This window comes from Klebsiella sp. GG_Kp175, assembly GCF_040062325.1.
Taxonomy (GTDB): Bacteria; Pseudomonadota; Gammaproteobacteria; order Enterobacterales; family Enterobacteriaceae; genus Klebsiella; species Klebsiella quasipneumoniae.
In genome coordinates this window covers 20634-32812 of the sequence record NZ_JBEAFX010000006.1, presented here as the reverse complement: position 1 = coordinate 32812, position 12179 = coordinate 20634, and the positions used below count along the sequence as shown (strand labels likewise).

At 57.6% G+C, this 12179-nt stretch carries 12 protein-coding genes; 3 read left to right on the top strand and 9 right to left on the bottom strand.

What is annotated here, in order from left to right:
• The 4 genes from artI to yahO form a co-directional block, all read right to left on the bottom strand.
• Positions 1-732, bottom strand: a complete 732-nt coding sequence (artI, locus tag ABLU73_RS12490) for an arginine ABC transporter substrate-binding protein ArtI (protein ID WP_002896390.1) — start codon at positions 730-732, stop codon at positions 1-3.
• A 20-nt stretch (positions 733-752) separates the two neighbouring features.
• Complete coding sequence (artP, locus tag ABLU73_RS12485) at positions 753-1481, bottom strand: arginine ABC transporter ATP-binding protein ArtP (RefSeq protein ID WP_004201340.1); 729 nt, start codon at positions 1479-1481, stop codon at positions 753-755.
• 226 nt (positions 1482-1707) lie between these two features.
• Complete coding sequence (locus ABLU73_RS12480; RefSeq protein ID WP_004201341.1) at positions 1708-2223, bottom strand: lipoprotein; 516 nt, start codon at positions 2221-2223, stop codon at positions 1708-1710.
• Between the two features lie 250 nt (positions 2224-2473).
• Positions 2474-2746: a DUF1471 family periplasmic protein YahO gene (gene yahO, locus ABLU73_RS12475; protein ID WP_004201342.1), complete on the bottom strand. Its 273-nt coding sequence runs from the start codon at positions 2744-2746 to the stop codon at positions 2474-2476.
• A gap of 360 nt (positions 2747-3106) precedes the next feature.
• Between yahO and ABLU73_RS12470 the strand changes: the two genes are divergently transcribed.
• Together ABLU73_RS12470 and ABLU73_RS12465 are read left to right on the top strand one after the other, a co-directional pair.
• Positions 3107-4246, top strand: coding sequence for a GGDEF domain-containing protein (locus tag ABLU73_RS12470; protein WP_004201344.1), 1140 nt, complete (start codon positions 3107-3109; stop codon positions 4244-4246).
• A gap of 31 nt (positions 4247-4277) precedes the next feature.
• Positions 4278-5108 carry an N-acetylmuramoyl-L-alanine amidase gene (locus tag ABLU73_RS12465; protein ID WP_053810609.1) on the top strand — a complete coding sequence of 277 codons (831 nt, stop codon included), beginning with the start codon at positions 4278-4280 and terminating at the stop codon, positions 5106-5108.
• Here the strand turns inward: ABLU73_RS12465 and ABLU73_RS12460 are convergent.
• The 4 genes from ABLU73_RS12460 to poxB all read right to left on the bottom strand — a co-directional run bounded on the left by ABLU73_RS12460 (position 5105) and on the right by poxB (position 10417).
• Positions 5105-6118, bottom strand: a complete 1014-nt coding sequence (locus ABLU73_RS12460; protein WP_032455772.1) for an NAD(P)-dependent oxidoreductase — start codon at positions 6116-6118, stop codon at positions 5105-5107. The genes ABLU73_RS12465 and ABLU73_RS12460 overlap by 4 nt on opposite strands.
• An 87-nt stretch (positions 6119-6205) precedes the next feature.
• On the bottom strand, positions 6206-7648 hold the full coding sequence (locus tag ABLU73_RS12455; RefSeq protein WP_053810608.1) for an SDR family oxidoreductase: 1443 nt from the start codon (positions 7646-7648) through the stop codon (positions 6206-6208).
• A 10-nt stretch (positions 7649-7658) separates the two neighbouring features.
• Entirely contained in the window at positions 7659-8660 is a 1002-nt protein-coding gene (ltaE, locus tag ABLU73_RS12450; RefSeq protein WP_064794448.1) for a low-specificity L-threonine aldolase, read from the bottom strand.
• Positions 8661-8698: 38 nt separating this feature from the next.
• Entirely contained in the window at positions 8699-10417 is a 1719-nt protein-coding gene (gene poxB, locus ABLU73_RS12445; protein ID WP_348850233.1) for a ubiquinone-dependent pyruvate dehydrogenase, read from the bottom strand.
• Between the two features lie 151 nt (positions 10418-10568).
• Between poxB and ABLU73_RS12440 the strand changes: the two genes are divergently transcribed.
• Positions 10569-11003 (top strand): DoxX family protein, encoded by a 435-nt coding sequence (locus ABLU73_RS12440; protein WP_049092393.1) that lies wholly within the window; start codon positions 10569-10571, stop codon positions 11001-11003.
• A gap of 206 nt (positions 11004-11209) precedes the next feature.
• On the opposite strand, the gene hcr is transcribed toward ABLU73_RS12440, so the two are convergent.
• Positions 11210-12178 (bottom strand): NADH oxidoreductase, encoded by a 969-nt coding sequence (gene hcr, locus ABLU73_RS12435; RefSeq protein WP_032455775.1) that lies wholly within the window; start codon positions 12176-12178, stop codon positions 11210-11212.
• Between the last annotated feature and the right edge of the window lies 1 nt (position 12179).

The window sequence follows — 12179 nt, the reverse complement described above, 5'->3', positions numbered from 1 at the left end:
TTACTTCTGGAACCATTTGTTATAGATGGTCTGGTAAGTGCCGTCTTTCTTCACTTTTTCCAGCGCAGCGTTAAATTTCTGCTGCAGGTCGGTGTTGCCCTGACGCACGGCAATGCCCAGCCCGGTGCCGAAATAGGCTTTGTCGGTCACTTTATCGCCCACGGCCGCCAGCTTCGGATTGCTCTTCAGCCATTCGGTGACCACGGCGGTATCACCAAAGACCGCGTCAATACGACCGTTCTGCAGATCCAGCTTCGCATTCTGGTAGCTGTCGTAAGGGACGGTAGTGATTTCCGGATGTTTATCGGTGATAAATTTCTGGTGCGTGGTACCGTTCTGTACGCCCACTTTTTTGCCCTTCAGCTGATCAATGCTGGTGAACTTGCCCTGCTGACCGACGAACAGCGCCGAGTTGTCATAATACGGGGTGGAGAACAGTACCTGCTTTTCACGCTCAGGCGTGATGTCCATCCCGGCCATGACCGCGTCGAAACGGCGGAATTTCAGCCCCGGGATCAGGCTGTCAAAGGCCTGGTTGGTGAAGGTACAGGTGGCATCGATCTCTTTACACAGCGCGTTAGCCAGATCCACATCGAAACCGACGATCTGGTTGTTGGCGTCCACCAGCTCAAACGGAGGGTAGGAGGCCTCGGTGGCGAAACGAATGGTCTGCGCGGCGGAAGCGGAGAGGCTCATGCCTGCGAGCAGGGCGGCAATCAGTACTTTTTTCATCGTCATTTCCCCGAAAAACATCAATGTGAAAGATAGTTTTTAAACGCGTCAGTTTGCGGATGCGTGAAGCAGGAGGCATCCCCTTGCTCGACGACATGGCCATTTTCCATATACACCACCCGGCTGGCCGTCTTGCGCGCCACTTCAACTTCATGGGTGACGATAACCTGGGTGATGCCGGTTTCAGCCAGCTCGCGGATGATGCTAACGATCTGGGCGGTGATTTCCGGGTCGAGCGCCGCGGTAGGCTCATCGAACAGCAGAACCTGCGGCTCCATCATGAGCGCGCGGGCGATCGCCACACGCTGCTGCTGGCCGCCGGATAAATGCAGCGGGTAACGATCGCTGTAGGGCTTCAGACGCAGGCGCTCCAGCAGCTTCTCGGCGCGAGCCAGCGCCTGATCCTTGCTTAACCCCAGTACGCGACAGGGGGCTTCGATCAGGTTCTGCTGTACCGTCAGGTGCGGCCACAGGTTGTACTGCTGAAAAACCATGCCGACGTTCTGCCGCAGTTCGCGAATCGCTTTATCGGACGGCGCTCTGGTGAAGTCGAAATGGTTACCGGCGATGGTTAACGAACCGGAACGCGGCATCTCCAGCAGGTTGAGTACGCGCAGCAGCGAGCTCTTCCCGGCACCGCTGGGGCCGAGCAGCACCAGCGTTTCCCCCTGCGGGCAATCCAGCGTGATGTCGAACAGCGCCTGGTGCGCGCCGTAGAAGCAATTAATGCCGTTTAGTTTAATACTCATCTGGGCAGTCTGATACGAATAGCTATTGAGGCCGCAAATAGTACCTTTGGCAGAATAGTTATGCAATATTTATGCGTTAAAAGTTAAATCTAAACCACGTTTAGCTTTAAAGTTAGCACAAAATATTGCCTGGTGGGTGAGGGGGGCGTAAATGTCGGCATTCTCGGGGCGAATACCGACATTTTACCGGGGTTATCGTTTCAGCGGCGTCGCTTCAACTCCCGAACTAGCGTTTCTCCAGACTCTGTCGCAACGTTCCGGCCGGCGCGTGGCTGTTGTTGCCGAGATAGCGAACGTCATCGACGGCCCAGCACTGGCCTTCCTGGATCATCAGCACTTCGTCTTTCCAGTTCTGGGTTCCCTGTTTCAGCTCCACGCGCAGCGGAATGTTGCGCGCATCGCGATTAGGGATGGTTGAGGCGCTGGCGACGACGGCGCTGTCCGCGGGGGTGCTGCTGCTGGAGAACGGGTTAGCCTGCAGCAGCTTGCTGTTGGCGGGATCCTGACGGGCGTCATTGAGTAACTTCGCCAGGCCGTCGCTGAGATAGGGGCGCAGCGCCGCCGGATCCTGAGTACGGTTCTGGATCTGAATGTCATAGAATTTTTGCGCTACGTCGTCAGGGCCGCCTTCGACACAAGGGCCGCTGCGGGTGCCATTATCTTTATAGGCCGGGGTGACGGTCGTACAGGCGCTGAGCGCCAGCGCGCAAGGAAGAAGTGCTGCAAGAAGTTTGTAGCGCATGATGATTTCCTTATAAGCGAACTACGTTTTCAGTTTCCGTTAAAGCATAGCGTATAGCGTGCGGATTGTACTTGACGCAAAGAGCTAAGACCTTGATGTGGCTACAGCCTTAGGGCTGGAAATCAGCAGGGGGATGACGGCGGTTTTCAGGCAGAAAAAATCACGGCGGGATAAAAATAAATTATGGCTTTGCATAAACAAGAAACACTACCCCGGAAACAGGGTAGTGTTTCTTGAGAGATAAGATTAGTTATTTCTTCTTATAGATATTAGCGGAAATGTGCAGTTTTTTATCCGTGTTCCCGGAAGAGAGCACGATAACATCCGCGCCTTTTTCATCAGCTTTTTTAATCAGCTCTTCACGAGCATCGCTCGGTGCGGTCTGGCCGGTAGAAGAAATGGTGCCGATCTTGGTGTATTGCGTATGGACCTTATCAAAAGCTTCTTTCGATAAAATCTCAGCGGAGAAGGCGTTCGCCGTTAAAAACAATGCCGCACCTGCCACTAAAGCTGCATATTTCATATTTTTAGACTCCATTGTTTATCTTGCTATCATCATGCTCTTGTTTTAACTCACCAATGAGCGATTTCAGATTGTACTAACACTGCTTTTTTTTCAAGCAAAATACTGCAATTTTATGACGGCTAGTTAACTCTTTTTTAAAGAAAAGATGACAGAATTCGCATTGATAATGCTTGCTTTTTTTTGCCGTTTACACATCGTGAACGGAGCATACCAATTTCTACTGACATTAGCTGAAAATCAGCTTAAGAGGCCGGGGCAGGGGAGACAGCGCGCGGACAGACATTCCCGGAAACATAGTTTATCATATAGACAAGCAGGGGCTGCGCCTATGGTCATGCAGGTCACCAGGGAGATAAGATGTTAACAAATAAGCGAGAGCGCGCCCGGCAGCAGCGAACCGCGTTGTGGGCCACCAGAGATGATGTCCAGCGCCATGCGCTGTCAATGAGTCTGCCCTGGCTGGCTTTTGTAAATATCGCGTTTGCGTTAATGATTTTCTCCCGCAACTTTATTTTTACCTATTTTGATAAGAAGCTCCTGACTCACCAGGCGGTTATTCCTTATATCGAAATAGCGCTGATTGCGGTTATTATTATTTCGGCCATTTTAGTGATTATTGCCATCACGCCGCGTCTGGCGCAGGGGCGTTATACGCTGAATATCATCACCGCGCTGCTGCTGGTGCTCAGCCTGTGCTGGTCCCTGAGTAATTACTGTTTTATCTTTTTCTGGGCTTTGCCCTTCGCCTGGCCGCTGCTGGTTATATTGTTGACCACTGGCCTCACTGCGTTGTATCACCATTGGCCGGGCATTATCGCTTTTATGCTGCCGCTATGGGGGACGGCCTTGCTAGCGGGAATTCAGATCCACTATCACGCTGAAATTCGCTTTTTGATCCTGTGGACCATCTTTACGGCGATTTTGCTGTATGGACGACGTATTCTCCAGCGCTGGTACGATGAAGCCTGGGATACGCATCAGGAAAATATGCAGCTTATTCAGCGGCTGGAAAGTATTGCCAACCAGGATGCATTAACCGGGACCGCTAACCGCCGGGCGCTGAATGCGTATCTGGCGGAGATCTGGCAGCAAAACACGCCGTTGTCGCTGATGATGATCGATGTCGATTACTTTAAACGCTATAACGATCGCTATGGTCATCAGGCTGGTGACGAGTGCTTATCTTCTGTCGCGCAGGTGCTGAAAATGGCGGTCCGGGCCGAAGATGATCTGGTGGCTCGCTATGGCGGCGAGGAATTTGTGGTGGCGTTGCCTAGGGTTCCCCTGGTGCATGCCACCGCGATTGCCGAGCGCATTCAGCAGAAAATTCACGAGGCGGCGCTTCCTCATGAGGCATCAGAGGTGGCGTCGGTGGTGACCGTCAGTATCGGGATCGTCGATTCCGATGGCACGGTCCCGATGGAGACGCTGATCGCCCGGGCGGACAGTGCGCTGTACCAGGCGAAAAATAAAGGACGTAATCAATGGTCTTATTAACCCGGAGACGCTACCGGGCAAGGGAGAAGGGATGAAACGGATTGCCTATGTACTCCTGTTGGCGCTACTGCTGGCCGGCTGCGCGGGGGAAAAAGGCATCATCGATCGCGACGGATATCAGCTGGACACTCGCCATCCGGCGCAGGCGGCCTATCCGCGCATAAAAGTGCTGGTTATCCACTATACCGCAGATAATTTTGATGTCTCCCTGGCAACCCTGACTGATAAAGAGGTCAGCTCCCACTATTTAATTCCTGAACAGCCGCCGCGCCACCATCATAAACCGCGGATCTGGCAGCTGGTGCCGGAAGAGGATCTGGCCTGGCACGCCGGGGTGAGCTACTGGCGCGGCAGCACGCGCATCAACGATACTTCCATTGGTATTGAACTGGAAAACCGCGGCTGGCAGAAGACTGCGGGGGGTAAAAGCTTTACCCCCTTTCACCCGGAGCAGATCGCGGCCCTGATCCCGCTGGCGCGCGATATTATCGCCCGCTACCACATCGCGCCGCAGAACGTGGTAGCCCATGCCGATATCGCCCCGCAGCGCAAAGACGATCCGGGACCGTTGTTCCCCTGGCAACAGCTGGCGCAGCAGGGGATTGGCGCCTGGCCGGACGAGCAGCGGGTGGCTTTCTATCTGAACGGGCGCCCGGCCAGTGAGCCAGTGGACCCTGAGGTAGTACTGGATTTGCTGGCGCGCTACGGCTATCAGGTCACGCCGGAGATGACTCCCGCGCAGAAAAAACGAGTGATTACCGCCTTCCAGATGCACTTCCGCCCCCAGCGCTGGGATGGCGTAGCAGATGCGCAAACCGAAGCGATAGCCGAGGCGCTGTTAGAAAAGTATGGTCAGGGTTAGCGGTGAAGTTTACCGTGGTCGCGCAGCCAGGCGGCGGTACGCACAATCCCGTCGTCCAGCGTCACCACCGGCTGATAACCCAGCTCATCCTGCGCGCGAGTGATATCGAGCGTAAAATCAAAATTCAGTTTCGAGACGCCGTAGTGGGTAAAGGCCGGCTCTTTGGCCGTTTTATCGCCAAAACGCTCCATGCTGCGGGCGATAATATCCAGCATCGGGTAGGGGACTGAGCGGATCCGGCATTTGATGCTCAGCTCGTCGATCAGTTTCTGCACGATACTGCGCAGGGTGCGCGGTTCGCCGTTGCTGATATTCCACGCGCGGGCGGAGGGAAGATGATCGCACGCCGGCTGGCTCGCCAGCCACATCGCGTGGACGGCGTTTTCATAATAGGTCATATCGACCAGCGCGCTGCCGCCCCGCGGCAACAGGACGCTGCCATAGTGTTGCATCATTTGCGCCAGCCGGGGAATAAAGACTTTATCGTGCGGCCCGAACAAACTCTGCGGGCGCAAAATGGTAAAACGGGTGTGCGGGTTGGCCTGCGCCAGCAGGTTGATCACCTCTTCGCTGGCTGCCTTGCTGCGGGCAAACTCGTTGGCGAAGCGGTGCGGGCGGAAATCTTCCTGAATATCGCGATGGTGGTGATAATCAAAATAGAGCGAGGGCGAAGAGATATGAACGAAATTGCGTACGCCCCATGCTACCGACCATTCGCCGAGGCGGCGGGTGGCGCGGACGTTAGCGAGATCGAAAGCCTGCTGCGTGCCCCAGGGCGAGGTAAAGCTTGAGCAGTGCCACAGGGTATCGATACCGGCGAGCATCACTTTAGCCTGCGAAGAGACCAGCTCGGTTAAATCCGCCGGGATGAATTCCGCCCCCATTTTGCTCAGAAGCTTACCCATCGCTTCGTTGCGCCCGGTCGCTCGCACGCTGATGCCCTTGTTGCGCAGATATTCCACTGCGTTGCGGCCTAATCCGCTGGTCGCACCGGTAACCAGTACCTTCATATCACTCTACTGTCCCAGAAAAGAATTTCGTGCGCATTTTTCCGTGATTCTCCCGACTATGCAATGAGAATCATGAAAGAATAATGCTTATCCTTCGACTCTGCCTGAGATTTGTTCGGCCAACCGGGCGATGCGTTGCGCCATACCGCGGAAAATAAACAGGTGCGCCGGGATCATCAGCAGCCAGTAGACCAGGCCCGGCATACCGTGCGGGTGCCACCAGGCGCGGACGTCCAGTTCACGACGATCGCCTTTATCGTTAATGGTAAAGCTTAACCGGCCCAGCCCCGGCGCTTTCATGCCGAACAGCAGAGTGAGCTGTTTTTCTTCCTCCACAATAATCACCTTCCAGCTGTCGACCGTATCGCCGGTCTGCAGATAGTCGCGCTGCGGTCGCCCTTTGGCCAGCCGGTGGCCGACCAGCAGATCCATCGCGCTGCGGGTTTTCCACAGCAGATTGCCGAAAAAATATCCCTCTTTACCGCCGATTTGGTTAACAACCTGCCACAGGGCTTTGCGGCTCGCCGGAGTGGCGACGGTGCAGCCTGCCTGTTTCGGATAGTAGCCGTACTCCGGTCGCCAGCGGGCGAAAGCCTGGGCGTCGTAGCCCCAGTCGCTGGAGTTTACCAGCTGCTCTTCTTCTTTCAGGGTGCGGCGAACCGCCTGATCGAAGGGGATCAGCGTTTGCGGGATCAGCGCCCGCAGCGTCCGGTCATCGGCGATCAGATCGTGCTTCAACCCCTGAATCAGCGCTTTAGCGATGGTCGGCGGCACCGAGGTGATGACATTGAGGAACCACACCGAGATCCAGCGCGTCGGCAGGGGAATCGGAATAAGCGGGCGGTGTTTGCCGCTGACGGCCATAAAGCGAATGAACTGCTGCTGGTAGCTTAACACCTCCGGACCGGCGGCTTCGAAGACGCGGTGCGCGTCGGAAGGATGATTCAGCAGCTCAACGAGGTCAACGAGCAGGTTTTCCAGCGCGACAGGGGTGGTACGCGAACGCACCCAGCGCGGAGGAGTCAGCACCGGCAGGTTATAGACCATGTCGCGCATCACCTCGAAGGCGGCGGAGCCGGCGCCGACGATAATTCCGGCCCGCAGCTCGGTGACCGGCACGCCCGACTCGCGCAGGAGATCGCCGGTGACCTGACGAGCGCGCAGATGGTCGGACTGCTCCTGCGCTGGTGCCTGCAGCGAGCTGAGAAAGATAATCTGACGCACCGGCGTCTGGCGCAGGGCATCGCGAACATGCGTCGCCACCCGACGCTCATGGACGATAAAATCGCCGCCTTCGCCCATGCCATGTACCAGATAATAAAGCGTATCGATACCCGTGAGCAGCGCAGGCAGAATCTGCGGCTGATTGAGATCGACGGACCGGCAGGTGACGCCGGGCAACGCGAGTTTTTGCAGTCGGTCGGTATGGCGCGCCGCCGCCAGCACCGGATATCCCCGCGCGCTTAACTCGCGGACTAAATGCTGACCGATATAGCCGCTGGCGCCGAGCACCAGAACAGATTGCGACACGCCTGACTCCTTAGCGTTGTAAAAAAGCCTGCCAGTGGGCGACCACCTCGCTCAACTGCTGACGGTCGACATCCAGGTGAGTGACCAGACGGACGACTGGCGAAGCGTTGATCAGCACGTTGCGCGCCTGCATAAACTCGCCGAGCGCCCGGGCCTGCTCATCACCGACGCGAACGAACAGCATGTTGGTATCGTGACGAGTAACGTCCGCGCCGATGGCGCGCAGCTGATCCGCCATCCACGCGGCGTTATCGTGATCCTCCTGCAGGCGCTGGACATTATTTTTCAGCGCGTACAGTCCGGCGGCGGCCAGAATGCCCGCCTGGCGCATCCCGCCGCCGACCATTTTCCGCCAGCGAACGGCGCGGCGAATGTACGCCTCACTACCGATCAGCAGCGAGCCTACCGGGGCGCCAAGCCCCTTTGACAGACAGATGGTGAAGGAGTCGCAGTATTGGGCGATATCGCGTAACTCGCAGCCGTAGGCCACCACGGCGTTAAAGATGCGCGCGCCGTCGACGTGCAGCGCCAGATTGCGCTGGCGGGTAAACGCCCAGGCTTCCTGCAGATAGTCGCGAGGCAGCACCTTACCGTTATGGGTGTTTTCCAGACTCAGCAGGCGGGTCGGGGCAAAATGGATATCGTCAGGTTTGATTTTTGCTGCGACTTTATCCAGCGGCAGCGAACCGTCCGCCGCGGCGTCAATCGGCTGCGGCTGAATACTGCCGAGAACCGCCGCCCCGCCGGCTTCGTACAGATAGTTATGCGCCCCCTGGCCGACGATATACTCTTCGCCGCGCTGGCAATGGCTGAGCAGGCCGACGAGGTTGGCCTGGGTGCCGGTGGGCAGAAACAGCGCCGCCTCTTTGCCGGCCAGGTCGGCGGCGTAGCGCTGAAGTTCATTGACGGTAGGGTCGTCGCCATACACATCGTCCCCGACCGGGGCGGCCATCATGGCTTCCAGCATGGCGCGCCCGGGGCGGGTAACGGTATCACTGCGCAGATCGATCACGGCTATTCCTTGTTCTGGTTCAGAGTATTGCTTCTGTTTTACCTGAGCCAGTTGGTTTTCGCCAGTTCGATGACTTCATCGCCGCGCCCGCTGATGATCGCCCGCAGCATATACAGGCTAAAGCCTTTAGCTTGCTCCAGCTTGATCTGCGGCGGGATCGCCAGCTCCTCTTTGGCGACCACGACGTCGACCAGCACCGGACCGTCGGTGCGGAACGCGGTCTGCAGCGCTTCATCCACCTCGGAGGCTTTCTCAACGCGAATACCTTTAATCCCGCAGGCTTCGGCGATGCGGGCGAAGTAGGTGTCGTGTAGCTCCGTGCCGTCAGTGAGATAGCCCCCGGCCTTCATCTCCATCGCCACGAAACCCAGCACGCTGTTGTTAAAGATGATAATTTTCACCGGCAGCTTCATCTGCGCCAGCGACAGAAAATCCCCCATCAGCATGCTAAACCCGCCGTCGCCGCACATGGCCACCACCTGACGCTCCGGCGCGGTGGCCTTGGCGCCAATGGCCTGCGGCATGGCGTTGGCCATGGAGCCGTGATTGAATGAACCCAGCAGGCGGCGTTTGCCGTTCATCTTGAGATAGCGTGCCGCCCAGACGGTCGGGGTGCCGACATCGCAGGTGAAAATGGCGTCTTCATCGGCAAAATGGCTGATCTGCTGCGCCAGATATTGCGGGTGGATCGCCTTCTCGCTGGGCTTCGCCAGATCGTCGAGTCCTTTTCGCGCGTCGCGATAGTGCTCCAGCGCCTTATCGAGGAAGCGGCGATCGGTTTTCTCTTCCAGCAGCGGCAGCAGCGCCTTCAGCGTTGATTTAATGTCGCCCACCAGCGCCATATCGACCTTACTGTGCGCGCCGATGCTGCCGGGGTTAATGTCGATCTGAATAATTTTGGCGTCGGTCGGATAGAAGGCGCGATAGGGGAACTGGGTGCCGAGCAGGATTAGGGTGTCGGCATTCATCATGGTGTGGAAGCCAGAAGAGAAGCCAATCAGCCCGGTCATGCCCACATCATACGGGTTGTCATACTCCACATGCTCTTTACCGCGCAACGCATGGACGATGGGAGCTTTAATTTTCGCCGCGAACTCCACCAGCTCCTGGTGGGCGCCGGCGCAACCGCTGCCGCACATGAGCGCGATATTGCTGGAGTAGCGGATCAGCTGGGCCAGCTTGCGCAGCTCTTCTTCCGCCGGGGTGACCGTCGGCAACGGCGCATGATACCACTGGCTGCTGGCGCTCTCCGGGGCCGCCTTCAGCGCCACGTCGCCGGGCAGCACCACCACCGAAACGCCGCGGTTGATCACCGCCTTGCGCATCGCCACCGCCAGCACCTGCGGGATCTGCTCCGGGGTGGAGACCAGCTCGCAGTAGTGGCTGCATTCGCGGAACAGCTCCTGGGGATGGGTCTCCTGGAAATAGCCGCTGCCAATCTCGCTGGATGGGATGTGGGCGGCAATCGCCAGCACCGGGACATGGTTGCGGTGACAGTCAAACAGACCGTTGATCAGATGCAGGTTACCCGGTCCGCAGGAACCAGCGCAGACCGCCAGTTCACCGGTCAGTTGCGCCTCCGCGCCGGCGGCGAAAGCGGCAACCTCTTCGTGCCGGGTGGCCATCCAGTCGATGGTGCCCATGCGGTTCAGGCTATCGCTCAATCCATTGAGGGAATCGCCGGTGACGCCCCAGATACGTTTCACGCCGGCCTGTTCCAGCATTTTGGCAATGTATGCGGCCACGGTTTGTTTCATGATCTCCATCTCCTTTTTTTGATAACGCCTTCAAGCTTAGATGAAACTGCAGCTTACGTTGCCGATTGCCCTCAATTTTTTGCTGGTTTTATTGCTGAAGCATTGGGCATACTCTGGGATCTCACAGGGTGTAAAACAGGAAGCACATCAAATGGTTAAGGGATTGTTAAACGCAGTAAACAGAACGCTGTCGCATGAAGACGCCGGTAAACTCTTGTTACGACTCGCCGTCGGCGGGTTAATGCTGTTTCACGGTTTGCACAAGCTGCTGGATGGCGTGGATGGCATTAGCGGGATGCTGGTGGCGAAGGGGTTGCCGGGGTTTATCGCCTACGGTGTGCTGGCGGGGGAAGTGGTCGCCCCCTGTTTGTTGATTGTCGGCATCCTGACGCGCCCTGCGGCGCTGGTGTTGGCTTTCACCATGGTGGTGGCGTGGCTGATGGTCGGTCTCGGCAAGACATTTGCGCTTGATGCGGTGGGGGCGTGGGCGATCGAGAATCTGGTCTATTTCTTTGTTGGCGCGCTGGCGATTGCGCTTTTGGGCGCCGGGCGTTACTCGCTGGCCGGTCAGTCGGTCTGGCGGTAAAAATGCCTCATTCGTCCTGGGGCGTAAAGTCGATACTGTTGTCGGTTTGCCGCTTTTCAGTCCGGGAAAGCGTTTATCTCATGTCGCCTGAGAGTTTATTGTCGCCAGGGGTTTTCCCGGAGGCGGCGCATTGCGCCTTCTCCGGGCTACCAAATCGCACAGCGCTGTAGCCCCGGTAAGCGGTAGCGCCACCGGGGATTTTGACCTCAGGCGAGAACCAGATCGCTCTGCGGGTGACAGGAGCAGGCCAGCACATAGCCGTCGGCGATTTCATCTTCGGTCAGCGTCATGGTGCTGGTGACGCTATACTCCCCGGAAACGACTCTGGTTTTGCAGCAGCCGCAGACGCCGGCGCGGCAGGCGACGGTCACCGGCACCTGATTGCTCTCCAGCGCCTCGAGCAGGGTGGTGCCCACCGGCGCGTAAAACTCTCTCGCCGCCTGCAGTTTGGTGAATTTCAGCCCGCTGGTGGCGGCCTCTGCCACCGGGGTGAAGAACTTCTCCTTAAAGAAGCGGGTGACACCCAGGGCGGCCACGTCCTGCTCAACCTTCTCCATATACGGCGCTGGCCCGCAGGTCATCACGGTGCGGCTGGCGATATCCGGCACACTCTGCAGCAGCTCCGGGGTCAGACGGCCGGCGACAAAACCGTGCGTTGCGTTGTGCTCCGCCACCAGGGTAACCGGATAGTTGCGCCACTCCTCGGCAAAGATCACATCCTCCGGCGAACGAACGCTATAGATCACTTGCACGTCTGCCAGCGGGCGGTACTTCGCCAGCCAGCGGCGCATCGACATTATCGGCGTCACCCCGCAGCCGGCGGCCAGCAGCAGGAATTTATCTTCTGCTTTATCGTCGCAGATAAACTCGCCCATCGCATCGGACAGCCAAAGATAATCGCCGCGTTTGACCTCGTGGGTTAACCATTGTGAACCCGCGCCCTCGTTAATGCGGCGAACGGTCAGCGTAATATACTCGCTGACCCCTGGCGTGGAGGAGAGGGTGTAGGCGCGCAGCGTTTCCGCGGAATCACGCACGCTGACCAGGGCGTACTGCCCGGCGCGATACGGATAGTAATCGTGGCACAGCAGCGAAAGGGTCCACACGTCCGGGGTTTCCTGGTGAATGTGGTGAACCTGCATCCGCCACGGGCATTGCGAAGTTGGCATGGTCATC